Here is a 25,453-nt window from a genome sequence, read left to right on the forward strand (position 1 = left end):
ACTCACACAGAGCCAATGCTTAAGATCAATCCAAATGGATTGCCTCCCAACGCAAATACAACGCAAATCCTACAAAACTCGCAACACTCGCGTGGGAAGCTGGAACACGTTTAACTACTCAGCTACAACCTTAACAGTAAAGGAAGCGCTGATTTCTGGGTGAAGAGCCACAGTTGCTGGGAATTCGCCAGTGGTCTTGATTGCAGCCACGCTAATAGCGCGTGCTTCAACGGCGGCCTTTGGTGCCAAAGCAGCAGCAATCTTATCGGCGGAAATACCACCGAAGAGCTTGCCAGACTCGCTCACCTTAGCGGCGATTTCTACAACAGTACCTTCGATTGCTGCCTTAGCTGCAACAGCCTCTTCGCGAGTGGCAACAGCCTTAGCCAAGCGAGCGCGGCGCATTGCTTCAATCTGGGAAGCAGCACCCTTATTCCATGCAAAAGCTAAGCCTTGTGGAATCAAGTAGTTACGTGCGTAACCAGCCTTAACAGTAATAACGTCACCAGAGTGACCCAAGTTTGCAACGGTCTTGGTGAGAATAACCTTGGTTTCTGCCATGTTCTTATCCTCTCAATCAGCGACCAGTGGTGGCGTATGGGAGCAAAGCCATTTCGCGAGCGTTCTTAACTGCCTTCGCGATCTTGCGCTGTTCCTGTACGGTTACACCAGTAATACGACGGGAACGAATCTTGCCGCGGTCCGAAACGAACTTACGCAACAAAGCAACGTCCTTGTAATCAATTTCAGTAATCTTGGCAGCCTTCAAAGGATTTGGCTTCTTTTTGAAAGGCTTGACCGGTGGTTGCGGCCTCTTACGTGACATAGGATGTCCTCTCTCAAATGCGTTATAAACATTTATTTTTGTTTACACGCTAAACTGATGTTTTTAAGTTTATAAAAGTCAATTTTTAGTTAGATTTTAAATCAAATTCTAAATTATGTTTTAGATTAGACTAACAAGCGCCCAACTAGATAGTCGCAAGCAACCGCGGATTAACCGCCATTATCTCGCCTAGTAAGCTAGTAAACTAGAACTCTGGCTCTTCGTCTGATCCACCAAAATCGGAGCTAGCTCCAAACGTTGCAAATCCGCCATTTGATGGAGCAGAAGCACTCCACGGGTCTTCAACGTTTACGCCCTGATTAGCGCCATTTTGCGCATTCATTCCAGCACCAGCAGCCGCACTATTCGCATAATTCGCGCCGCCAGCATAACCGCCAGTGTATCCACCAGCATTCATACCAGCTCCAGCACCAGCGCCCTGATTGAATCCATTATTGTTCCCAGCAAAACCGCCTTTAGAGCTCAAACGATTAACTTGAGCAGTAGCAAATCGCAGGGATGGCCCAATTTCATCAATCATCAAATCGATGCTGTATCGCTTTTCGTTGCTGTTTTTATCAACGTAGTTGTTTGCACGCAATCTGCCCTGAACAATAACACGCATTCCCTTTGTAAGCGTTTGCGCGCAATGCTCAGCTAAGTCTCCCCATGCAACACATCTAAGCGATAATGGTGTGCCATTAATGTAGCTATTTGTTCTTCTGTCAAAAGTCGAAGAATTAGACACAATTGTGAAAGAAGTTCTAACACTGCCGTTAGAACTGGTGGCAGTTTCTGGCTCTTTAGCCAAATTTCCAATCACCGTTATAACAGTTTCTCCAGCCATTGCAGCCTCATTCCCTACTTTAAGACTTTTCTTACTTTGAGATTTTAGAACAAAAATCCAACTTTATTTTGACTTTACTTTGCGTCCTTGCGAAGAATCTTCGTGCGGACTACAGATTCGTTAAGATTCAAAACACGGTCAAGCTCGTCGCTAAGAGCTGGCTCAGCAGTGTAATTCACTACAACGTAGTTGCCTTCAGTCTTGCCGTCAATCTCATAGGCAAGCTTACGACGACCCCAGTAGTCGGTACCGTCAACGGAACCGCCCTCTTTGGTGACAAGCTCAAGATACTGCTCGGTCAACTTCTTAAGACCGCGCTCATCAAGCTCTGGATCGGCAATGAACATCAGTTCATACTTATGTGCAGACATCACCCACCTCCTTCGGACTATTCGGCTGTGGAATTTCCACAGCAGGAGTGTGTTTGCAAATCGTTCGCAAATTAAGTTATTACGCAATATTTTTTGCAAATTTAATTTTACGAACAACCTGTTAAGTCTACATCATGCTGGCGACTCGCCACCGCGCAGCTAATCAACAACACTAATGAGCGTAAATATTTCTGTGTTTCATGTCTTCTGGAAGTGCGTTTCTAAGCGAAACAAGCGATCCAGACCTGAACACAGACCTAATTCCAGCAGCAAGAAGAGGTGCAATCGAAAGAACCGTCATATTCTCTAAGCGCTTTTCTTCTGGAACAGGAACAGTGTCTGTCAAAATGATTTCGCGAGCTCCGCAACCTTTAAGTCGCTCTACGGCAGGTCCTGAAAGAAGCGCATGAGTTGCCACCAAAGTAACAGACTTCGCACCTGCTCCTCTAAGCGTGCGCACAGCTTCGCAAATCGTGCCGGCCGTGTCAATCATATCGTCTACAACAATGCAATCTCTGTCTTGAATATCGCCAATAATTCCGTGCGCTTCCGCGTGATTTGGCCTTGTTGTATCTCGAGTTTTGTGAATAAACGCTAACGGCAATCCACCAAGCTTTGCGGCCCACTGCTCCGAAACCTTGATTCGTCCAGCGTCTGGGGAAACAATCGTAGTGTTTTCTAGGCTCATAGTGTTACGAACGTAATCAATCAACACTGGCATTGCTGTTAAGTGGTCTACAGGTCCGTCGAAGAATCCCTGCTCTTGAGCCGCGTGCATGTCAACGGTAAGAATCCTTTTAGCTCCAGCGGAACGGAATAAGTCAAACATAAGTCGCGCTGTAATTGGCTCACGACCTTGATGCTTTTTATCTTGACGCGAATACCCAAAGAAAGGTGCTACAACGTTTATGCTTCTAGCGGATGCTCGCCTTAAAGAGTCAACCATAAGCAGCTGTTCCATAATCCAATTGTTGATTGGATCGGTGTGCGCTTGCAAAACAAAAACGTCTGCGCCTCGAACTGGCTGCGTAAAGCGCACATACATTTCTCCGTTTGCAAAATCGTAGGCAGTTGTTTCTAGAACGTCTATTCCAAGGTATTTGGCAGTTTCTTCCGCAAGTTGCGGATACGCTCTACCCGTTACCAGCATCATTTGCTTTTTTGGAGTGCCTTCAAGAATTGTTGACATATCTGCCTTCCCATTTGCAAAATCTGTAAAAACGCATACTAACCTAGTCTATCAGCATACAGCGCCACTACTCAAACGCACGAACCACCTGTTGCGCGCTGCCGTAAGACGATTGCGCTCCAAATCCTGTTGCTGCGTACGCAGAAACATATGTTGCCACTTGCGCACTTTGAGCTAGACTAAATCCAGCTGCAAGTCCTGCCAAAACGGTTCCCATAAATGCGTCACCGCATCCCGTGGTGTCTACTGCAGAAACTTTTTGCGGGCATATGCGAACAGCCTTTTTACCATCTTCCGCATTGTAATCTAAAACAACAGAGCCTTCTGCACCAAGAGTCACAACTGCCTCGTCGAAACCATACTCGTGCATAATGCGCGCCGCATCAAACCAGTCAAAATCATCCCAATTGCCATCTTCTGGCTCGTGAATTTTAAGTAATTGCGCCATTTCATGCTCGTTTACAAGCAGTATGCTTGCGTTTTCAATCAACTCGCGTGGCAGCTCGCTTACAAAAGGCGAATTATTAAGTAAAACTTTTACGCCAGCTGTGCGCGCAATTTTTGCAGCCTCCGTTACAGTTTCCATTGGGCTTTCAAGGCACAATCCTAAAACGCTTGCACTGCTAATAGCCTTCTTAACATCTTCTTGACTAATATATTCCACACTTACTTTTGCATTAGAACCTGGAGCATAGACGATTGTGTTTTCGCCAGCTTTTGCATCTACTGTTATTACTGTTGCGCCACTTTTTATGCCTTCTACACGTAAAATTTTAGACGTGTCTACACCTGCAGATTCTAGCGTGTTAAGAAGGAATTCTGCGTTTTCGTCGCTGCCTACAGCACCAAACATTTGCACATTCGCGCCGATTTTTGCTGCAGAAACGGCTTGATTACCAGATTTTCCTCCTGGTAGGACTCGCAAATCACTTCCGTTTACAGTTTCTCCAGGATTTGGAAGACGGTCGGCAACTATTGTGTAATCTGCGTTCATGGAACCTACTACAGCAACACGATTTTGACTTTCTCCTATTTTTTTAAGCGCGTTAGCAAGATTTTCGTTGCTTAACGGAGTAGTTTTTTCTATCATAGAAACCCTTTCATAAATATTCATAAATATTCACAGATATTCACACAATTTTAGACGTCGTCACTTTTAGACGACATCGCCCTAATTTTTAAAGCTATGCACAGGCGCTGGAATTCGCCCACCGCGCGAAACGAATTCCTCGCAGCTTTCGGTGTTTACTGGCATAATCGGAGCATACCCCATTAAACCGCCAAAATTGGCCATTTGCCCAACGCTTTTCCCTTCCACAGGGATTATGCGCACAGCAGTTGTTTTTTGATTTATCATGCCTATTGCTGCCTCATCCGCTATCATTCCAGATATTGTTGCAGCTGTTGTGCTTCCAGGAATTGCAATCATGTCTAAGCCTACAGAGCATACACACGTCATTGCTTCTAGCTTTTCTATTCTAAGGCAGCCTGACTTTGCCGCAGCAATCATGTTTGCGTCTTCCGAAACAGGTATAAACGCGCCAGAAAGCCCACCAACGTAGCTGCTAGCCATTATTCCGCCTTTTTTAACTTGATCATTAAGCATTGCAAGAGCGGCTGTTGTGCCAGGAGCGCCAACAGTAGAAAGTCCGATTTTTTCTAAGACTTCGCCTACGGAGTCTCCCACGGCTGGTGTTGGCGCAAGCGACAAGTCGATTATGCCAAACGGCACGCCTAGCCTTCTAGATGCCTCTTGCGCAACCAACTGGCCTACTCGCGTAATCTTAAAAGCCGTGCGCTTAATCGTTTCGCACAAGAACGCAAAATCCTTCCCGCGCGCCTCGTCTAGCGCGCGCGAAACCACGCCTGGTCCAGATACGCCAACGTTTATCACAGCGTCTCCTTCGGTTACGCCGTGGAATCCGCCTGCCATAAACGGGTTATCGTCTGGGGCATTGCAGAATGCTACGAATTTCACGCATCCGTAGGAGTCTCGGTCTGCAGTCGCCTGTGCAATTTGTTTGATTACTCGCCCAAGTAGCTCCACGCAATCCATGTCAATTCCAGTGCGTGTGGACCCCACGTTTGCGCTTGAGCACACAATATCTGTCTCACTCAAGGCTTTTGGCAATGATTCTATAAGCATGCGGTCGGCTGTTGTCATGGATTTTGCAGGCAGCGCTGAGTATCCGCCGATTAGATCCACTCCAACTTTTTTTGCTGCTTTGTCTAGCGCGTGCGCAATTTGCACAAAATCGTCTGGGCTTTTGCACGCAGAAGCTCCAACTAGGCTTATTGGTGTTACGGTTATGCGCTTGTTCACAATAGGAATTCCGTAGTCGCGTTCAATCGCGCAGCCCGTGCTGACTAAGTCTTTTGCAATGCGCGTAATTTTGTTGTACACGTTTTCGCACACTTTTTGCACGCTTGCGTCTGCACAGTCTAGCAGGTTTATTCCCATTGTTATGGTTCTAACGTCGAGTTTTTCTTGCTCGATCATTGAGTTTGTTTCGCTCACTTCCATAATGTTTAGCATGGGTTTCTCCTACTAATCCCTAGATTCTGTGCATGTTTGTAAAAATTTCCGCACGCTGGCAGTGTATGCGAACGCCGATTTCTTCGCCTAGTTTTGCTAGTTCTTCCGCTAATTCGCCAAATTCTACGCTTATTTCATTTACGTCTACAATCATCATCATGTTAAAAAAGCCATTGACGATTGTTTGAGATATGTCTAGGATATTCGCTTTGCGGCTTGCTAAATGTGATGTTACTTTGGCTATGATTCCTACGGCATCTTTGCCTACTACGGTGATTACGGCTTTGTTTTCATCATGATTAGTGGTGTTCATAATCACTCCTATTGGCGATTTTTCTCTTTTATTGGTCTTATTATTTTTTTATTTTTATTAGGCGCAAAACCCTTACCGATCGGCGGTTGCTGGCGACTCATCAGCACGTCACCTGATCTGTTTCGATCTAGTAAAGCGCTGGTTTTTGCTCAATGCTTATACTATTGCCCGTTATGTATAAAACGCAACATACATAATATGCAAAATACTTATACAAAAACCCGCCACAATGGGCGGGTTTAATATAAAAACCTAGCTAAACTATCTATTTAGCTTAATCTATTCAGTCTAATCTATTTAGCCTGACTAATCAGCTTAGCTAGAATAGTCAGACCGAACAGGCTAAATCAAACTAAATCAGGCTTCTACTGGAGCATTCACATCAGCTGGCAAAGCAGCCTTAGCAGCTTCAACGATTGCCTTGAAGGTTTCAACGTCGCTAACAGCGAGCTCAGCCAAAGCGCGGCGATCCAATTCGATGCCAGCCAAACGCAAGCCCTGAATGAAGCGGTTGTAGGTGATTCCTTCTGCGCGAACTGCAGCGTTAATACGCTGAATCCACAACTTGCGGAAGTCGCCCTTGCGAGCCTTGCGGTCGCGGAAGTTGTAAGTAAATGAGTGAAGCAGCTGTTCCTTTGCCTTACGATAAAGACGGGAACGCTGACCGCGATAACCCGAAGCCCTATCAAGAACAACGCGACGCTTCTTGTGAGCATTAACTGCGCGCTTTACTCGTGCCATAAGTATTCCTCAGCTTTCTTAAAAAATCTTTAATTGCGTCTTCGCTTTACTGCAACTTACTTAGCCAGCAAGCCCTTCAAATTCTTGCTCTGTGCTGTAGCCAAAACTTTATCTGCAGACAAAGCACGACGCTTGCGAGCAGACTTATGCTCCAAGTTGTGGCGCATTGCGCTACCATCGTGCATTACCTTACCAGTGCCGGTAAGGCGAACGCGCTTGGACGCTGCGGAATTAGTTTTCATCTTCGGCATTGCTGCCCTCCTTATGATTCTGATCAGATTCTACAGAAGCTTGTGCTGCGACTGCTGCCGCATCCTGAGTTCCTTGCTTTGCTGCAAGACGCGCTGCCTGGCGAGCCTGACGTTCTGCGCGCGATTCAGCGCCTCTACGACGCTGCTCAGACTGAGTATGAATCTTCTTGCCCTTAGGAGCGAGAGTCATTATTATGTTACGACCCTCCTGCTTAGGGGCAAACTCAATAGTTCCACTTTCGGAAACCTCATCTGCAAGCCTACGCAATAACTCAACTCCGCCGATAGGACGTGATTGCTCGCGACCACGCAGCATAATGGTGACTTTAACCTTATCGCCGCCATTTAGGAATCGAAGAACATGACCCTTCTTAACATCGAAATCATGATCATCAATCTTGAGTCGGAAACGAATTTCCTTAATCTCAGCTGTGCTTTGATTACGACGCGCTTCACGAGCCTTAATCTTCTCGTTGTACTTGTACTTACCGTAGTCAATAAGCTTGGCTACAGGAGGCTTAGCAGTAGGTGCCACCTCGACGAGATCGAGGTTCGCTTCCTTTGCCAGGTTCAACGCTACCGAGGTCGCGATGACCCCCACTTGCTCGCCTTTCGGACCGATAAGGCGTACCTGGGAGACGCGAATCTCTTCGTTAATGCGTGGTTCGTCGCTAATGATGACTCCAATCCTTGTTAAAACAGTGGAACAGCACACCAAAAGGCAAAGATAAATTCAAGTTCACACATCAATCAAAATAAGCACGCAACCTAAATTCATAGCCGTGCGGCTTTGTAGCAATAAATAAATGCCACGTGACCGAAGTCATGAACCCGAAACCACTTTGGGCTTCCAGGTGGGATATACCACTTTCTTGATTACTCAAGCCAAATGTCTATTCTACTTGGAGCCTTGACATTAATCAATGCCAATAATCAACCGTGCTCAAAAATACTAAACAAATCGCAGTAAAACACGCAAAATAAACGCAATTCCACGCGCGCGATATTATGAGACTATGGAGCCTTTAAAGCGCTGCGTTGTTTTAGCAGCTGGAGATTATTACGACCATACGCGCGAACATGTTCCTGATCGCGCTTTAACTATTGCGGCAGATGGTGGCTGGGATCATGCGTGCAGACTCGGCTTGCATGTTGATGCTCTAATTGGTGACTTTGATTCTGTGCGCTTAAAGCTTCCAACAGATGCTGCCATTACGCGACTTCCCGCCGAAAAAGATGATCCAGATTTGCTTTCTGCTCTTAAAGTTGGCTGGGCTAAAGGTTCTAGAGAATTCCATATTTTTGGCGGCTTAGGCGGTCGCGTCGATCACACGATTTCCAATATTCAGCTTATGGTTCGACTTGCCGTTAGAGGCGGAATTGGATTCTTGTATGGAGACGGCACGATTGTTACAGCAATTCACAACGGTTCTCTTGACTTTCCTGCATCTAATGGTCACGAAGGCCGCATGGTTTCTGTGTTCTCACACACGCCCGTTTCTAGCGATGTAAACGAGATTGGTCTTAAATATCAACTTCAGCACGCAACTATGTATGGTGATGCCGTTCAAGGCTTAAGCAACGAGTTACTAAACGACACTCCTGCACATATTGACGTTCATGAAGGCACTCTTGTAATCACATTCCCTATAGATGCTCCACTGCCGCAAGTCAGCTGGTTTAAGCGGCCAGTTGGCGATTTGGGAGATATAAACACTAGCATTTCAAGCGCTCTAGCTGTGCCATCAAAATAGCGTAAATAATCGCAAATTTGCGGTGTAGAGAGCAAAAATGCCTCGTAATGCGTCGTACATACCGCACATTAAAATGAACATGTTAGTTTAAATAACGAAGACCAAAACGTATTGTTAAAAATCGCGAAAAATCGCTAGAACTATGCGTTAAGGTTTCACTCAAGGGAGATCCCATATGACAGTCAAGATTGGTATTAACGGCTTTGGACGTATCGGCCGTTTGGCATTCCGTCGTATTTTTGAGCTTCAGGCTCGTGGCGGTCAAGCTGGCGATATCGAAGTCGCAGCCATCAACGATCTGACCACTCCTTCGATGCTTGCTTACTTGCTTAAGTACGACAGCACTCATGGCACTTTCCGCCACGACGACGGCACCCCAGTTGAGGTTACCTCCACAGAAGACGCAATCGTCGTAGATGGTAAGACTTACAAGGTTTACGCTGAAAAAGACGCAAACAATATTCCATGGGTTAAGAACGATGGCGTTGAGTTCGTGCTCGAGTGCACTGGTTTCTACACTTCTGCAGAAAAGTCCCAGGCTCACTTGAACGCTGGAGCTAAGAAGGTTCTTATCTCCGCTCCTGCTAAAGACGAAACCACCCCAACCGTTGTGTTTGGTGTGAACCAAGACATTTTGAAGCCAACCGACAACATTGTGTCCGCTGGCTCTTGCACAACTAACTCCATGGCTGCAATGGTTAAGCTTTTGCAGGATAACTGGGGTATTAAGTCTGGCTTCATGACCACCATTCACGCTTACACTGGCACCCAGATGATTCTCGACGGCCCACGCGGCTCCAAGCCACGCAACAACCGTTCTGCAGCTTGCAACACCATCGAGCACTCCACTGGTGCTGCTAAGGCAATCGGCAAGGTTGTTCCAGAGGTTAACGGAAAGCTTCAGGGTCATGCTCAGCGTATTCAGGTTCCAGATGGATCTGTTACCGAGTTGACCACTGTTCTCGAGAAGCCAGCAACCACCGAAGAAATCAACGAAGCCTTTAAGAAGGCATTCGAAAACTGCGAATACTTCGGTTACAATGCCGATAGCATTGTGTCTTCCGATATTATTGGCGACACCCACGGTGGCGTTTTCGATCCAACTCAGACCGATGTTAACACTGTTGACGGCGTAACTTTGGCTCGTACCGTTACCTTCTACGATAACGAGTACGGCTTTACTGCTAACATGATTCGCACCTTGCTTTACTTCGCTGAGATTGCTGAGTAAAGTTAGCGAAACACGGTAAAGCTAATAAAGCTTAAATAAAAGCTATAAACCCCTTGCGGTGACTCATCGCAGGGGGTTTTCGCAAAACATTTTGCACACGGGGGGTAAAAATGAGCAAAAAACATGCTACGACAGGTAAAGCAACGCCAGCAATCGCACAGTTAGAAAACGCTGGAATTACGTTCCGCGTTGTTGACTATGAGCACGATGCAGACCACATGGATGATGGATATGGCATGGAAGCAGCGCAAAAATTAGGCGTAAATGCTGAACAAGTGTGCAAAACACTTATGGTAGACACTGGCGAAAAGCGCGTAGTTGGGATTGTGCCAGTAAACGGTAGATTGAGTATGAAGGCGATTGCTAGCGCAGTAAATGCCAAAAAAGCCAGTATGACAAGCCCAGATGTAGCCCAACGCGAAAGCGGCTACGTGGTTGGCGGAATCAGCCCATTTGGTCAGCGTACTCATCACGAAACCGTTCTGGATGCTAGTGTTATGCACTTTGATGAGATTCTTGTTTCTGGAGGCAAACGCGGTCTTGATGTTGTTCTAAATCCAAACGATTTAGTTAGCTTGCTTAACGCAACCGTAGCAGATATATTGGCTTAAGTAATACAATTCGTATTATTAAAAACGTTTTCACATAGGGGTGATTTATGAAATCGTATTCGCTACCACCGCGAACAGGCAACCAATACACGATTTGCCACAAAGATTACAAGGCTACAATAACACAACTTGGAGCTGCACTACGCAATTTTACTTGGAGAAATAGTGATATTGTTGTGCCATTTGAGGCTGACGAGTTACCGCCTTGCTACAATGGACAAATACTTATTCCTTTCCCAAATCGTGTAGATAAAGCGTCTTACAAGTTCCAAAACGCGTCTTATACTCTGCCTATCGACGAGCGAGATAGAGACACAGCTTTGCACGGCTACGGATACCGTTCATACTGGCAAACTTTAAGCGTTACACAATCCAGTGTGAGTCTTTTATGGCGATCACCAAATATGGAAGGATATCCTTTTGACATTGTCACCATAGCCACTTGGGAGCTTGACGATTATGGGATTCATTTAACGTTGAATACAACCAATCATGGCAATGATGATGCTCCATGGGCTGCTGCAATGCACCCTTGGCTGTGCAACGGATTACAAGGGCATGGAGACGAGATTGATCAACTAAACTCTAAGTGCAAGCTTAAGCTTCCTGCAAAAACGCATGTGCGCGCAAATGAACGTTTAATACCAGTTGGTACAGAAAGCGTAGACGGAACGCGATTTGATTTACGCGATAATCCATTTTTAGTTAATCAGCCATTTGATGATGCTTGGACTGATTTAATTAGGGATGACGATGAGTGGACTACTGCGATTTTTACGCGAGCTGACGACTTACAAATAGCGGTAAAAGGCGACAAAAGCGTAACATCATTCCAAGTGTGCACTGCAACTGGTTTCCCTGCAGACAAGCATCCTTGCGGAGTTGCTGTAGAACCACAGACGGCGTATGCGAATGCATTTAACACAGGAACAGACTTGACTGTTATAGCACCACAGGAAACTGTTGTTAACCAATTTAGAATTTCACCTCTGATTGAGAATATGTAATAGCTGCAGATATGTGACATCTTACGAAAGACAAAAGCTTGAACGTCTTGGCAATGTGCGATAATCCCTAAGGTTGTTCATTTTAATCGTTAGGAGTTTATTATGGGTATGCGTGGACGTAAGCGCAAGGCACGCCGCAAAAAGGCAGCAAATCACGGCAAAAGACCAAATGCTTAAGCTAGTGATTTATTAACCTTTATTTTTGGTGATTTTAAACTATTTTAAAAAAAAACGAGCATATTCACTTTTATTGTGGACATGCTCGTTTTTTATATTAACTAAGACAAGTCTTTCTTGATATTTCAACGAAAACTCGATTTGTTGACACACCTTTTGCCGCTTATCTGAATTTTTTACCCCACAACTCTTCACTCTGCCTATCTCTTACCACGCATTTGTTTATCAAAACGCCAAATATGGGAACAAATGCGGGATAAAAAAAAAACAAAAATACTACAAAATAACCCACTCGCGCAAATCAGCCGCGCTAATGCAAGTCTCTGCAAATTCTACAAACTTTTATCTATCAACTTGTCTAGTTCATTCAACCTATTCTTAGCGTGGCAAATCAACTTTTTCTCATCAATAGTTTTCTTACCAAAGAGCACTTCCTTAAGAACACTAGCTGCTGTAATATTTGGATTATTTTTATACGAATCAGAATCATATATACATTTTTCGTCTCGCTTGTAAATCTGAATTCTGTCAAATATTTTCGATTGTTCTAATTTCAACAAGTTATCTACTATATTGTTCACAATATTGTCGTGATGATCCTTAGGAGTTGCCCTAGCACTTTTAGGATCTTCCAAATACATTTCCCTGTAGCGAATCAGCGTACTGATCCATGACAATTCAGGTTTTGTTGCAATGACAGCAAGAGAAACACGGTAACCACGATCTATCAACATTTTCGCAGTACTACTAGGAACTTCAACACTGCGCAAAGTACCTTCAATTATGAGATTATATTTTTTAGAACTTAACTCATCAATTAAGCTTCTCACCATTTTTGCTGAAAAAGCACTCGTATATTTAACACTTTCTTTACCGTATTTATCAAGCAACTCGCAATAATAAGGGTGTTGAGCCCTATAGCTATCAGCATCAAGGATTATTATGTTACCGTTAAATTCTTTTTGTTTTATTACATGAATGGTCGTTTTGCCAGCACCACTTTGACCACCGAGTAAAACCGCCTTAGGATGCAAATCTGCATGCTTATACATTTGTAAAGAACGTAAATTTCTTAACAAACAGTGAGTAAAATACTCTTCGCTAAAATCTTCTATAACCATAGCAAAATCACACTTACCCATATTTTTCTATACGATTGTTAACTATTTTTATTGCAACTTACGTATTCAAGCAAGCGTTCTATGCCATCTAAATATCCGATATAACGATTTATATCTTCAAAATTTGTAGATGTATAAATCTTTGTATTAATTACATCTGATAAATCATCACTAATTGCAATCCATGCATTAGAAGAATCATCAAATTGTATATTCATACTATCCTCGTATTTATATAAACGAGCCAGTAAAAGTGCGCCACGCTCCTTTAAAACTTCAATCTTCATATTCAAATCGTATTTATCAGATGCAGATAATTCTTTTTCATGTACGATATCAAAAAGAGAAACCTTGAATTTATCACAAATCTTATCTATTAACCTAGTTGAAATAGCACTTGTACCATTTTCGTATCGCACAATGCTATTACGAGATACTCCTAATGCTTCAGCTAACTCTTGTTGAGTTATTTTTTTTGAGCGACGTAGTGCTCGAATATTCACAGAAACCATATATACGCCCTTTTATAAAAAATCTGCAATAACAATTAATTCAAAATTAAGATTTAAGATTTATTTGTGATATAAGCATATAACAAAAAACATTGAAGCACCAATTTTGGTGCAAAATCTTTACAAAATTTTTAAACTCTCACAACACATACAAAAATATTAAATTGCTCAATAATTGAAAATAAAAAGGGTCATAAGCCAAAATAAAAGATTTAAAGAAAACAAAAAGGCTCGGAGAGTTGACGCCCCTAGTAGCATCTATCTCCAAGCCCTTAATAATCACAGCACTATTACTGTCCCTAGCAAAAACAGCACTGCTAATTACCCTCAACAGTCAACTCACAAGATCAGCATCACCAGAATCCACTGCGAAAAAAGGAAATTAAGCAAAACAGTAAAAACCAGTAATGCAATCCTGCAAGAAAACTTGCGACAGAAATCAAAGAAAACTACCACAGTTGAGAGCAAAATTATAGAAGTGAGCGCACTGAAAAATACGCAGCACGCTCACCGATAACACTTAACGTGCTTTTTAACTTAGTGACGCATCTTGCGAACAGCAGCACCCATACCAGCAAGCATAGAAGCAGCCAAAGCAGTCAAAGCAACACCAACACCAGCATTACCAAGCTGCTCGCCAGCCTTACCACCATGACCATTACCACCCTTGGTGCCCATACCAGCAAGCTCACCCTTAGCAGCAGCAGCGGCACCAGCCTTACCAGCGGCTGGAGCAGCAGTCTGAGCCTTAGCCTCAACCTTCTTAGCCTCAGCCTTAGCAGCAGCAGAAGCAGCAGGGAAATCAGTAGAAACTGGGTTCAAAGTGTTAGGATCAGCAAAGCCCTTAACAGCAGAAGCCTCAACCTCAACAGCCTTATTAAAAGCAGCACGATAATTCACAAGAGCAGTATTATAAGCAGTAGCAGCAAGCAAAGCCTTACCACTCTTCTCTCCGAAATTCTTCTCAGCATCAGCATACTCATGAGTCCTATAAGCATTAGCCTTAGACTGAGCAGCCTTCAAATCAATAACAGCAGCCTTGTAAGCATCAGTATCAGTCTTACCAGCCACGCGAAGAGCCTCTTCACGATCAGCAGCAGACTTCACCTGAGCATCCAAAGCAGCCATCTGAGTCTTAGCAGCCTCAAAATCAGCCTTAGCCTTAACAAACTTCTCCTGAGCATCCTTATTAGTAGCATCAGCCTCAGCAAGCACAACCTGAGTACGCATCAACTCAGCAGAAGCAGCAGACTTAGATGGATCAGCAGTCTGAACAGGTTTAGTCTGATCTGGCTTAGTCTGATCTGGCTTAGTCTGATCTGGCTTAGTCTGATCTGGCTTGGTCTCACCAGGCTTAGTCTGATCTGGCTTAGTCTCACCGCCTGGATTCACACCACGCAACGCGTTCAAATAACGCTGATTGGCTTCAACCTGAGCCTTAGCAGCAGCAACAGCCTCAGTCTGAGCTGTAACCTTAGCATCAGCAGCATCAAGAGCAGTCTTCAAATCTTCAGCTTTCTTCTCAAGAGTCTTGCCTTCAGCATCTGTATCCTTAAGCTTCGCTTCAGCTTCAGTATTAGCCTTATCTAAACTCTTGTATTCTTCAGACTGCTTATATTCTGCAGTAGCTTTAGTCTTATCGAAATCCTTATCGTTAACATGCTTTCCAAGATAAGCAGTCAAGCCATCTTCCACTGCCTTCTTAGCAGCTTCTGCAGCCTTCTTAGCAGCATCAAACTTGGTTTTAGCATTCTCATAAGCCGTCTTAGCTGCAGCTTGGGCGCTTTGAAGCTTGACCAAACTTATCTCTGCAGTTCTCACAGCACGCTGGCTTTCACGAAGAGTCTTGTTAGCCTCATGAATTTGTACAGCATCAGCAAGAGCATCACCTTTGGCACCAGCGAATGCTGGGGTTGCCATTGCGAAGCCGGCAAGCAAAGTTGCGCCAGCAGCGAAAGCGGCGATAGCCTTCTTATTCATCATTTTAATTTCCTTTCTTCTTCTCCTCCACGTAAAACACGCGAAGAGAAATTTTAAACATCCAACAACATTCCGAAATATTGTGGATAACCACCATCTAGAGCATCTAGCTAGCAGCTGTTATTAACATACCCCCCCCCCGTTTAAAAAAGTCAAGAGGCAATCACACAAAACAAACAGAAAAAAATAATGTTATACACAAACTAATCCACAATAAAAACTATTTTCATCATAATATTTGTGGATTAACACTAATAAAACCGTAAAAACACATTGTTTCAAGGTTTTTAAAGAATTTTCCCAGACTTTTCTCAGGAAACTACTCGAACAAGAACACTAACACTATAAAACCATTGAAAAATCAACATTCCACACACATCACACACGCAACACGCCGACACCATGCATCGCCACACAGCGCCACACAGCGCCACGCCAACACAAACCAACATCAAACGAAATGCCATGCTACAAGGCAATCACACCCAACTAGATTCCCGCGTTTGTTCCCTTTTTTAGCAAAATAGAAACAAACACGGACGCGATACCTGCCTTCGCGCTCAAAGCGTAGCGCGCGAATGCACTTCGATTCCCGCATTGCTTCTAAAAATTTGCTGCAAAAGTACAAATTCTCGAGCAAGTGTTGTATACTAAAATCACAAAAGATAACATATATGAGCAAAAATGAACACAGAACTGATGGAAAATGTGCATATCACAATCTGTATGTTTTTCAATCTTTCTATTTCAGCTTTTGCTTTATATGATGATTTTTTGCCTTAAAAAATATATAGCGACCTTATACAACCAAGTTCGTATAACAAATCTTATGCAATACTTTTGCGTAAAACATGCAAGAAAGGCTTCAAAATGACAGTCCTTGTAACAGGTGGATGCGGGTACATTGGCGCACACGTTGTTCACGCACTACATCAAGCCAAGCAAAACGTCGTCGTAGTGGATGACCTTAGCTATGGCAAACCAACTCGCATCGAAGGCGCGCGACTTTATGGAATGGATATATCTTCTCCAGACGCTGGTGCGCGACTTGCACAAATCATGAAGGATGAAAATGTTGACTCCGTTATTCACTTTGCAGCGCGCAAGCAGGTTGGGGAATCTGTAGAAAAGCCGCTTTGGTACTATCAGCAGAATATAAACGGCATGCTTAATGTTTTAGAAGCTATGCGACAAAGTGGAGCAAAAAAACTCGTGTTCTCGTCTAGTGCTGCAACATACGGCGAGCCTCCTGTAGAGGTTGTTCCAGAAGACGTTGTGCCAATGCTTCCAATTAACCCATATGGTCAAACAAAGCTCTTCGGCGAATGGATGGCACGAGCATGTGAAAAACCATACGGCATTCGCTTCTGCGCCCTACGCTACTTTAACGTTGCAGGCTGCGGACCTGTTGAGCTAGAAGATCCAGCTATACTGAACCTTATTCCTATGCTTCTTGAACGTTTACAGAAAGGCAAAGCGCCTGCAATTTTTGGCAGCGACTACCCTACTCCAGACGGCACTTGCATTCGCGACTACATTCATGTTTCCGATCTTGCAGATGCACACATTGCTGCACTATCATACTTGGATCGCGACGAGCGCAAGTACGATGCGTTTAACGTTGGTACTGGAAAGGGCACATCAGTGCGCCAGATTGTTGAAGAGATTCGCAAAGTTACGAAATTGCCATTTAAAGAGGCAATTCTAGATCGTAGAGCTGGCGACCCACCTCAGCTAATTGGCAGTCCGAAGCGAATCAACGAAGAAATGGGATGGCATGCAAAATACAACGTGCAAGACATAGTTGAATCTGCATGGAAAGCTTGGCAAGCAAATCCAGAACATCATATTGACGTTGATACTTGGAAGCAGCAAGACTAAAACAAAATACATAAACAAAGACACATAAACAAAATAGCTCCTTCGTAAAACGCAACATATGAATCTAAATCGCAACATATGTTTATAAACGAAGGAGCTATTTACATTATTATTTATAATTATTTAAATTTGCATTATTGCCAACCAGCCAGTAATTAACAAAGTTCGCTTCGCATAACAGCTACACTTTCTCCAAGCAATGACGCATCTTGTTTTAATGCTGGGAATCGCACTCTTACAGCCCCAAATAGCTTGCTATCAATCCTGCTGTTAATCGCAAACTGCATATTAGCAATAAAAGTATCGTTAATAATACTGCTATCACCATTTACTACCACATCTTCAATACCATTCATAGCTATAGGAATGGCTAAGATCTTACCCAAAGAAGTTCCAGCCTGAGTAATAATCCTATCTTTTTCCGATGGAGCATCCGCAATACGCTGTTGCAAACGAGGAATCGATATAAGTGTTTCCAAACATCCTCGTTTACCACAACGACATAAAAGACCATCTTCATCAACAACAACATGTCCAATTTCGCCTGCAGTAAATTTTCCGCCGTCAACAATCTTATTGGAAATCAGCGTTCCTGCACCAACACCACGAGCGATTTGTATGTATATTAAATTACTCGATCCATTAGCAAGTTGTTTTTCTCCCAAGGCTGCAGCATTAGCATTATTATCAACACGAACCGGAACATTAAATATTTTTCGCAAATCATCCGCCAGTGTAACATTTTTCCAACCTAGATGAGGTGCTGACAGAATTTTCCCTTCATCGTCAATAACTCCAGGAGATGAGATACCAATTCCCAATAGTGGTGCCGTAGTCTTTTTACGCAAATCAACGATTAAAGACACAATATCATCTACAGAAAGCTTGTCATCTAAACGAATCGGAGTTTGGATACGCTCTATAACCTTTCCAACAAGATTTGTTATAGCTCCAACAATCGTATTCTCTCCAGCAATGTCAACAACTATTATTTGCCTAGAATTCTCGCATAAATGCAATAAAACTGCAGGCTTACCAGGGCACGTTGCAGACTTTGTTTTGCCTTCTTTTACAAGACCGTCGGAAATCAAGGATTCTACCACTGCGGATGCAGACGATTTAGATATACCAGTTAATTTTGCCACATCAGATCTCGAAAGAATATAATTTGAGTAAAGAAGATTTAAAACATTACAACGATTCTTCTTACGAATATCTTCTGGCGTAAATGAGATCAATCTATTACGCGAATCATCAGAGTCTTTCATTCTTTGTTTCTCCTAAGATTCCCACACTAGGTAATTATTTATTTTTATCATTTTATTGCGCCTTGCATAGAACCAAACGTAAGACCATGTTGAATAATCAAGAAGAAAACAATCACTGGCACAGAGAAAATCAGAGATGCAGCCATCTGAGCACCAACATCAACTCCTGAAGGTGTAGCAAATGACGCCAACCATACAGGAAGAGTGTATTTTTCTTGAGTTTTCATAAAAGTATACGCTATTAAATAATCATTCCATGCGTGAATACAAGCAAATACTGATGTTGCGATAATCCCTGGAGCTGCAAGCGGAAATGTAATCCTCCACAAAATTTGCCATTCACTAGCACCTTCAACACGAGCTGATTCAAAAATAGACATTGGCATAGCCAAGAAAAATCCTCGCAAATTCCAAATTGCCACTGGAAGCACAGCAGTAACATAAGCTAAAACTAAACCAACGTAAGTATCAAGCATTCCAAAACGATTGAAAACAATGAATTGTGGTATAAGAATTGCTGTTGCTGGAATCATTTGCACAACAATCACAGCAGCCATAATAAGCTTTCTGCCAGCAAACGCGTGCATAGTTAAAGCAGCACAAGCCAAAAACGCTACAATAACCGCAATAACTACACTCAACACTGTTACCAACAGACTATTGCAAGCATATGAAAGCATTGAATCAGAAGAAAAAGCATCATGCATATGTTCAAACGACCAGTGACTTGGTAACAAAGTTGGCTTGGATTGTAGAACTTCGTTTCGAGGTGAAAATGCCGTAACACACATCCAATACACGGGGAAAATCCATACAATAATAAACACAAAAGCAAGCAACGTGTTAATAATTTTATTCAATGTAACGCGCCTACGAAGCAAATCCAATAAGGTAACTATCTTCATAGCTCATCACCATTCTTTAGAAGTCGTCTAATATAGTAAACCGTGGCAAAAAAGAGTATCAGAGTAGTTACCACGCTTATTGCAGAGCCTTGTCCAATAGAAAAATTAATAAATGCTTTCTTATATGTAAAAACTCCAACGGTTGCAGTAGATTCACGAGGACCGCCCTGAGTAAGTAACCATATTTGATTAAATACGTTGAAATCCCATATGCAAGAAAGTATGGTTATAGCCGTTAATTGTGGAGCCAATATAGGTACTGTAATTTGCCAATATATACGCGTTTTTGAAGCTCCGTCAACTGCCGCAGCCTCAGCATATTCAGGAGCAATCTGCTTTTGTGCCGCATATAAGGTAATAGCAATATATGGAACAGCCTGCCATACGATTATTAATCCAATACAGCAAAAAGCTAAATTCGTGTTACTAGTCCACGAAAGATTGCGAATATTGCCAAAAATTTTTAACTGAGTTAACAGCCAACCTACTACTCCATAACCAGGTTGAAACATCCATTTAAACACTAATGCAGCAGCAACATTAGGCATTGCCCATGCAGCTACAAGAACAATAGACATAATCACCCTTACTACTGCAGATTGTTTAAACATGGTTTGCGCAACCCACATCCCTATAAGCACGCTAGTAATAACGAGAAATGCAGCAAAAGCAATTGTGATTCCTAGAGAATAGTAGAATCCTTTGTCTGCAAAAAGAGTTAAATATTGCTGAATACCAACGAACTCAAATTCTCCAGTGAACAACGATCTAGCATTAAAATTGCTAAGAGATGCTACAACAAGCATAAGTAGAGGCAAAATAACCAACACCATAAGTAATATGCAAGCTGGAAGTAGCATTAGAGCTGGAACTATTTTACTAGCACTTTTACTAGCAGATTTACTAGCAGATTTACTAGCAGATTTACTACTATAATTTTTGCTAACTTTTAGGAGCCTCATAAGTCACCACCAACCTGATTATGAGAGAAAATCTCTTGTGCATGGTCATGGAATACGCGTGCTGCTTGCAAAACAGATTTTGCAGACATAGCAGATGAAGCGAATAATTCTTTGAGAGAACCATCTGCTTCGATAGTTGACCATCCAGGAGCTGCAGGAGTTGATTGAGATACTCTAGCTGTTTCGAAGAATCCTTTTTGCACCTCGTCTAAATCGCGAGAATGTAAATATTCATCCAACAAGTCAATACTATTAGGAAGCCAACCATCGTGTTCCACGATCCACTTACGCTGAATTAAAGGGCTTGCAGCAATGCGTATCCATTTTAATGCCAACGCAACGTTGCTACTTCTAGACGGTATTGCCCAGTCTGAACCAGCAAGAACAGAAGGTTGTATACCCTTACCATTTACGCTTGGCATTGGAAATGTGGCAAAATCTTTTCTAGAAAGAGATGGATTAATTGAGATTGCCTTTGTAACAGCTGCACTATTTGTCAATACTGCTGAAGCTTTTTGTTGAGCTAGTATTTGCGCTTGATCAGGATTATTTATTTCTGCAGATCTTGATGCTTCTGTTGAGAATGCGTTTTGAAAATCTGCCCATTTTTTAAGTCCCTGTAAGGTTTTCTTACTTATTGCAGACGAATGCCATTGCATTCCATTGAATGAAGCTAAGCTTCCACCACAATCCCAAACAAATTGCATTCCAGCAAACCAATTCTGTCCTGGAAGATACATTGCACTAAAATCCGCTTCATTTTTGTGAGCTTGTTTTATTGTGTTAAGTGCAGAAATCAGCTGAGTAAAAGTTGTTGGCTGATTTGTTATTCCAGCTGAAGACCATATGCGTTTGTTGTAAATAACAACTCTAGATGCTGCAAATGCTGGGACAGCATACAGCTTATCTTTATAAATAGCTGGCTCTCGTAATCCTTTAAGCCAACGTTTACCTTGTGAAAGCATTTTTTCGTGTTCTTTTATATCTAGTAATCCTCCACTTGCTGCAAAATCCGCTATTTTTGTATTACCAATATCAACAACATCTGGCGGACGAGATGTAGATAATGCAGTTGTAAGTTTTGTAGAAATACCGTCCCAGGGCTGAACTTGTACATGTACTCGCACGCCTGTTTGTGCTTCAAACTGTTTGTTGATTGCGTTAAGTGTTTCTTTTGTAAAATCGTCTTGCATAACCCACACTGTTATGCCATTTTTGGATGAGGATTGGGAAGATACGCTGCTTGTTGGCGCTCCTATAGAGCATCCACTAAGCATTATTGCCATTGCTAGCGTAATAACCGCATAAGCAGTACACTTTCCGTATATTCGTCTCATGCGCGCTCCTTGAAAACATATTTGACTTCGCACCATTGCTTAAGCCGTATTACTATTCTACACCTTCATAAGTACGATTTCCGCACTTATTAAATTTTGTAAAATACATGCAAAAAATGAATCAAATAGTTTATAAGACAAAGAGCGACACGCTCATAACCGTTGGAATTAAAACGATTCGACGACAAAGTTTGATTTTTGATAATTTAAATGCGATGATAGATATACTTTATTTTTTAACCAATAATTAGAAAGTAAAGCGAACTAAATATGTTCAGTGAAGAACCCTATACATAACATAAGCCAAACAAAAAGTTCATTGATGAACAACAAACAAAGGATAAAAATGGCTAGAAATACAATGATGGATTTTTTGTCCAATAAACTTGCGCCGTTTGGCGAAAAAGTCGCAGCACAACGGCATTTGAAAGCATTGCGTGAAGGCGTGCTTATGGCAATGCCTCTTGTACTTATTGGTTCCATTTTCACATTAATTGGAAGCTTCCCTATTGAAGCGTGGACCAAATGGCTTCACACACACGGCGAATTAGATGCTTTACTTAGCACTATGGCAAACAATTCCTTTGGATTAATCGGTCTAGCAACCGCATTTGGAATTTCATACAGACTTGCAGAATCATACAAAACAGACGGACCTTCTGCAGGAGTTCTTGCAATCGGCGCATTCCTTCTCGTAACTCCACCAATCGCAAGCAAAGAAGGCGCAAACGGCATTCCTTACGGACTTATTGGTGGAAAAGGTTTATTTACAGCAATTGTTATAGCCTTCATAACCGCAGAAATATATCGCCAGTTTATTCAACATAAATTCACAATTAAAATGCCAAAAAGCGTTCCAGAAGCTGTTGGACATTCGTTTGCAGCACTCGTGCCAGGAACAGTAATAATTGTTCTATTTGCAATAGTGACAAAAGTTTTGCAAGTCACAGGAATTGGCAGCCTCAATAATCTTCTCGCTATTATAGTTGGAACTCCATTGGCTCTTATTGGTGCAACACTTCCAGGAACATTCGTTGCCGTACTCCTCAACTCCGTATTCTGGTTCTGCGGCGTAAACGGCGGTCAAGTTGTTGGTTCTGTTATGAACCCAATCTGGCTTCAGCAAGCCGACGCCAATCGTATTGCTTTGCAAGCCGGTCACGCGCTTCCTAACATCATCACTGCACCGTTCATGGATTTGTTCGTGTACATGGGTGGCGGCGGAGCAACAATCGGTCTTGCGCTCTGCCTTCTCTTCTTCTCAAGGAGCCGCGAATACAAAACATTGGGTCGCATTTCAGGCATACCAGCATTGTTCAACATCAACACTGCTATCCTCTTCAGCTTCCCAACCGTTCTCAATCCTATTATGATCTTCCCATTCATCTTTACGCCTATCATCAATGCTGTAGTAACATACGGCGCTATGGCAACAGGATTAGTTCCTTACACCACTGGTGTCGCACTACCATGGACGACTCCACCAATCATCGGCGGATTCCTTGCTACAGGAAGCTGGCAAGGTGCTGTATTACAAGCACTGCTTGTAGTACTATCCTTTATAATCTACTTCCCATTCTTCAAGGCAGCAGACGCAGCTCATTCTAAGGCTGAAAAGGATTTAATGGATAGCAAGAACAGCGCTACTTCTAAGGAGGATTAATTAACATGTTGTCTAAGACACTATATGTTCAAGCTAATCCTAATACTGGTGAATTTATTTACAATGAGATGGAACGCCTCTGCAAAAGAATGTTTGGCATGAAAATAACGCCTGCAAGCACACTAGAAGAGGCAGATTTCAAGCTTTTATCCGACGAGCAGAAGCAACGTGCGAATCTAAAAGATGCTTTTAGCTTGAAAGTGACTAGCGCAAAAATCTCAATTCACACTAATACAGATGTAGCACTATTAATTGCCGTTTACAGGTTTGCTTACGAGTTTGGAGCAAGATTCCTAAGACCAGGCAGAAGCAACGAAATACTACCTTCTCTTCGCGAAGAAGACTTTGAAAAGGCAAATATTCAACTTGATGAAACGGCAAGTTTTGCTCATAGAGGTGTATGCATCGAAGGAGCCGACAAGATTGAGAACATAGTCGATTTCATTGATTGGCTTCCTAAAATTGGCATGAATAGCTTCTTTATACAATTTGAAAACCCTTACCCATTCCTCAAACGTTGGTATGAGCACGAGTTTAATCCGTATCAAGAGAAAGAGCCATTCAGCATTGAGATTGCGCAACAAATGAGTGATTCTGTTGATGAAGCAATGCACAAGCGCGGTATTGTTCAGCATAGAGTTGGACATGGTTGGACTGGTGAAGTTCTAGGATACTCCTCAAAATACGGCTGGGAATCAGGCGTTAGTCTTCCAGAAGACAAGAAACCACTAGTAGCCGAAATTGCAGGGAAACGAGAACTGTTTAACGGCGCTCCAATATTAACGAGTCTAGATTTTGCAAATCCAGAAGTAACTAAGCAACTTGTTGATATTGTTGTATCGTATGCTCAAGAACATTCAGACGTAGATTATCTGCACGTATGGCTGTCTGACGCTTGCAACAATATTTGTGAATGTGAAGAATGCAAAAAGACATTCCCTTCCGATCAGTACGTTGATTTTCTTAACGCGCTTGACAAAAAACTTACGGAAAAAGGTTTGGACACTCATATTTGCTTCTTGCTTTACCACGAATTATTGTTTGCACCAGAGCATGCGAAAATTGCTAATCCAGAACGTTTCACCATGATGTTCGCACCAATTAGTAGAACGTTTGAAAAAAGTTACGCAGACGTTGACTACAAGAATGGTATTCCACAAACTGAAGCCTACAATCGCAACAATACAGTTATGCCGAACTCGCTAGAAGAAAATCTAAGCTACCTGTTTTCTTGGAAAAAAGCCTTCCAAGGAGATGGATTTGTGTACGATTATCCACTCGGACGAGCACATTATGGCGATCTAGGATACATGGCTATAAGTTCAACTATTTACCGCGATATTGCACATCTTAGTAAGTTAGGATTAGATGGATACATTTCTTGCCAAGAGCTTCGAGCAGGATTCCCACATAATTTCCCTAATTATGTTATGGGATCCATGCTGTGGAACAATACGCGCACTTACGATGATATAAAGCAAGAATACTTTGCATCACTGTATGGCAATAGTTGGAAAACTGCTGTAGATTGGCTGCAAACCGTTTCTTACCTTTCTTCATGCGATTATTTCAACGCCATTGGTGAAAGAATTAATCTAAAGCAAAGCGAACAGTTCAATGCCATTGCTTGCCTAGCGGACTCAATGGTAACAACTATTTCTAAACAGATAAGTAATGAAACTGGTCACATTGCTAACGAATGGTTGCTTCTCTCTTGGCATCGTGAATACGTTAAGAAACTTTCCCAAGCATTGCGAGAAATTTCTTGCGGACACAACGAACAAGCCCAACAATATTGGTACGAATTCCTTGATTTTATTAGAAGGGAAGAAAACAATATTCAACCGAATCTTGATGTTTACAGAGTAATCGAAGTAGCTAAAAACTACGCTGGATTCAAGCTTTAATCAAAAATAATCCAAAAGATCAATAAATTACCATTAAGAAGTGCCTTTGATCGTTTCTACAGG

26 protein-coding genes are annotated in these 25,453 nt (G+C 42.6%); 8 read left to right on the forward strand and 18 right to left on the reverse strand.

Translation table 11 applies throughout. The features are described from left to right. Nucleotides 1–114: 114 nt before the first annotated feature. From rplI to infC, 11 genes are all read right to left on the reverse strand, one after another. Nucleotides 115–561: a 50S ribosomal protein L9 gene (rplI, locus tag HXT60_RS04735; protein ID WP_004112972.1), complete on the reverse strand. Its 447-nt coding sequence runs from the start codon at nt 559–561 to the stop codon at nt 115–117. Nucleotides 562–577: 16 nt separating this feature from the next. Beyond that, entirely contained in the window at nt 578–826 is a 249-nt protein-coding gene (gene rpsR, locus HXT60_RS04740) for a 30S ribosomal protein S18 (protein ID WP_004105399.1), read from the reverse strand. 205 nt (nt 827–1,031) lie between these two features. Further along, nucleotides 1,032–1,673, reverse strand: a complete 642-nt coding sequence (gene ssb / locus HXT60_RS04745) for a single-stranded DNA-binding protein (RefSeq protein WP_004112976.1) — start codon at nt 1,671–1,673, stop codon at nt 1,032–1,034. Nucleotides 1,674–1,747: 74 nt separating this feature from the next. Next, complete coding sequence (gene rpsF, locus HXT60_RS04750) at nt 1,748–2,044, reverse strand: 30S ribosomal protein S6 (protein WP_004112977.1); 297 nt, start codon at nt 2,042–2,044, stop codon at nt 1,748–1,750. Nucleotides 2,045–2,216: 172 nt separating this feature from the next. Then, the gene (locus tag HXT60_RS04755) at nt 2,217–3,233 is read right to left on the reverse strand and encodes a ribose-phosphate diphosphokinase (RefSeq protein ID WP_004112979.1); all 1,017 of its coding nucleotides are present in this window, start codon (nt 3,231–3,233) and stop codon (nt 2,217–2,219) included. 67 nt (nt 3,234–3,300) lie between these two features. Then, the gene (locus HXT60_RS04760; protein WP_032841012.1) at nt 3,301–4,323 is read right to left on the reverse strand and encodes a ribokinase; all 1,023 of its coding nucleotides are present in this window, start codon (nt 4,321–4,323) and stop codon (nt 3,301–3,303) included. Nucleotides 4,324–4,404: 81 nt separating this feature from the next. After that, complete coding sequence (locus tag HXT60_RS04765; protein ID WP_004112982.1) at nt 4,405–5,769, reverse strand: PFL family protein; 1,365 nt, start codon at nt 5,767–5,769, stop codon at nt 4,405–4,407. Nucleotides 5,770–5,788: 19 nt separating this feature from the next. Then, nucleotides 5,789–6,082, reverse strand: coding sequence for an ACT domain-containing protein (locus tag HXT60_RS04770; RefSeq protein ID WP_004112985.1), 294 nt, complete (start codon nt 6,080–6,082; stop codon nt 5,789–5,791). Nucleotides 6,083–6,439: 357 nt separating this feature from the next. Continuing rightward, nucleotides 6,440–6,823 (reverse strand): 50S ribosomal protein L20, encoded by a 384-nt coding sequence (gene rplT, locus HXT60_RS04775; RefSeq protein WP_004114536.1) that lies wholly within the window; start codon nt 6,821–6,823, stop codon nt 6,440–6,442. A gap of 56 nt (nt 6,824–6,879) precedes the next feature. Beyond that, nucleotides 6,880–7,074 carry a 50S ribosomal protein L35 gene (rpmI, locus tag HXT60_RS04780; protein WP_004112988.1) on the reverse strand — a complete coding sequence of 65 codons (195 nt, stop codon included), beginning with the start codon at nt 7,072–7,074 and terminating at the stop codon, nt 6,880–6,882. Next, nucleotides 7,055–7,789, reverse strand: coding sequence for a translation initiation factor IF-3 (infC, locus tag HXT60_RS04785; RefSeq protein ID WP_013399724.1), 735 nt, complete (start codon nt 7,787–7,789; stop codon nt 7,055–7,057). Before infC ends, rpmI begins: the two co-directional genes overlap by 20 nt. A gap of 301 nt (nt 7,790–8,090) precedes the next feature. Here infC and HXT60_RS04790 point away from each other — a divergent pair, with 301 nt between their 5' ends. The 5 genes from HXT60_RS04790 to HXT60_RS04810 all read left to right on the forward strand — a co-directional run bounded on the left by HXT60_RS04790 (nt 8,091) and on the right by HXT60_RS04810 (nt 11,854). Next, nucleotides 8,091–8,828 (forward strand): thiamine diphosphokinase, encoded by a 738-nt coding sequence (locus HXT60_RS04790; RefSeq protein ID WP_004112993.1) that lies wholly within the window; start codon nt 8,091–8,093, stop codon nt 8,826–8,828. Between the two features lie 175 nt (nt 8,829–9,003). Beyond that, on the forward strand, nt 9,004–10,059 hold the full coding sequence (gene gap, locus HXT60_RS04795) for a type I glyceraldehyde-3-phosphate dehydrogenase (protein ID WP_004112995.1): 1,056 nt from the start codon (nt 9,004–9,006) through the stop codon (nt 10,057–10,059). Between the two features lie 110 nt (nt 10,060–10,169). Beyond that, on the forward strand, nt 10,170–10,670 hold the full coding sequence (gene ybaK, locus HXT60_RS04800) for a Cys-tRNA(Pro) deacylase (RefSeq protein WP_004112997.1): 501 nt from the start codon (nt 10,170–10,172) through the stop codon (nt 10,668–10,670). 47 nt (nt 10,671–10,717) lie between these two features. Next, nucleotides 10,718–11,677 carry an aldose 1-epimerase family protein gene (locus HXT60_RS04805; protein WP_004112999.1) on the forward strand — a complete coding sequence of 320 codons (960 nt, stop codon included), beginning with the start codon at nt 10,718–10,720 and terminating at the stop codon, nt 11,675–11,677. 102 nt (nt 11,678–11,779) lie between these two features. Continuing rightward, nucleotides 11,780–11,854, forward strand: coding sequence for a 50S ribosomal protein bL37 (locus HXT60_RS04810; protein WP_369803150.1), 75 nt, complete (start codon nt 11,780–11,782; stop codon nt 11,852–11,854). 332 nt (nt 11,855–12,186) lie between these two features. Here the strand turns inward: HXT60_RS04810 and HXT60_RS04815 are convergent, their stop codons facing one another. From HXT60_RS04815 to HXT60_RS04825, 3 genes are all read right to left on the reverse strand, one after another. After that, nucleotides 12,187–12,975 carry a zeta toxin family protein gene (locus tag HXT60_RS04815; protein WP_421790900.1) on the reverse strand — a complete coding sequence of 263 codons (789 nt, stop codon included), beginning with the start codon at nt 12,973–12,975 and terminating at the stop codon, nt 12,187–12,189. Between the two features lie 38 nt (nt 12,976–13,013). Continuing rightward, on the reverse strand, nt 13,014–13,487 hold the full coding sequence (locus HXT60_RS04820) for a helix-turn-helix transcriptional regulator (protein ID WP_004113003.1): 474 nt from the start codon (nt 13,485–13,487) through the stop codon (nt 13,014–13,016). A gap of 537 nt (nt 13,488–14,024) precedes the next feature. Next, nucleotides 14,025–15,470: a hypothetical protein gene (locus tag HXT60_RS04825; protein WP_421790902.1), complete on the reverse strand. Its 1,446-nt coding sequence runs from the start codon at nt 15,468–15,470 to the stop codon at nt 14,025–14,027. A gap of 867 nt (nt 15,471–16,337) precedes the next feature. Between HXT60_RS04825 and galE the strand changes: the two genes are divergently transcribed. Further along, nucleotides 16,338–17,348, forward strand: a complete 1,011-nt coding sequence (galE, locus tag HXT60_RS04830) for a UDP-glucose 4-epimerase GalE (RefSeq protein WP_004113007.1) — start codon at nt 16,338–16,340, stop codon at nt 17,346–17,348. Between the two features lie 155 nt (nt 17,349–17,503). On the opposite strand, the gene HXT60_RS04835 is transcribed toward galE, so the two are convergent. The 4 genes from HXT60_RS04835 to HXT60_RS04850 are packed head-to-tail and all read right to left on the reverse strand — an operon-like array spanning nt 17,504 to nt 21,820. Then, complete coding sequence (locus HXT60_RS04835) at nt 17,504–18,616, reverse strand: ROK family transcriptional regulator (RefSeq protein ID WP_020761758.1); 1,113 nt, start codon at nt 18,614–18,616, stop codon at nt 17,504–17,506. A gap of 47 nt (nt 18,617–18,663) precedes the next feature. Then, a complete protein-coding gene (locus HXT60_RS04840) occupies nt 18,664–19,521 on the reverse strand; it encodes a carbohydrate ABC transporter permease (RefSeq protein ID WP_004113011.1) in 858 nt (285 codons plus the stop codon). Beyond that, nucleotides 19,518–20,483, reverse strand: coding sequence for a carbohydrate ABC transporter permease (locus HXT60_RS04845; RefSeq protein ID WP_421790905.1), 966 nt, complete (start codon nt 20,481–20,483; stop codon nt 19,518–19,520). The genes HXT60_RS04840 and HXT60_RS04845 overlap by 4 nt, the downstream gene beginning before the upstream one ends. Next, nucleotides 20,480–21,820, reverse strand: coding sequence for an extracellular solute-binding protein (locus tag HXT60_RS04850; RefSeq protein ID WP_421790907.1), 1,341 nt, complete (start codon nt 21,818–21,820; stop codon nt 20,480–20,482). The genes HXT60_RS04845 and HXT60_RS04850 overlap by 4 nt, the downstream gene beginning before the upstream one ends. Nucleotides 21,821–22,166: 346 nt before the next feature. On the opposite strand from HXT60_RS04850, the gene HXT60_RS04855 reads away from it, so the two are divergent. Together HXT60_RS04855 and HXT60_RS04860 are read left to right on the forward strand one after the other, a co-directional pair. Further along, nucleotides 22,167–23,483: a PTS sugar transporter subunit IIC gene (locus tag HXT60_RS04855; RefSeq protein WP_065189556.1), complete on the forward strand. Its 1,317-nt coding sequence runs from the start codon at nt 22,167–22,169 to the stop codon at nt 23,481–23,483. Between the two features lie 5 nt (nt 23,484–23,488). Further along, entirely contained in the window at nt 23,489–25,390 is a 1,902-nt protein-coding gene (locus tag HXT60_RS04860; RefSeq protein WP_421790909.1) for a DUF4838 domain-containing protein, read from the forward strand. Nucleotides 25,391–25,453 lie beyond the last annotated feature (63 nt).

It is taken from the genome of Gardnerella sp. KA01002, from assembly GCF_049244015.1.
Classification (GTDB): Bacteria; Actinomycetota; Actinomycetes; order Actinomycetales; family Bifidobacteriaceae; genus Bifidobacterium; species Bifidobacterium vaginale.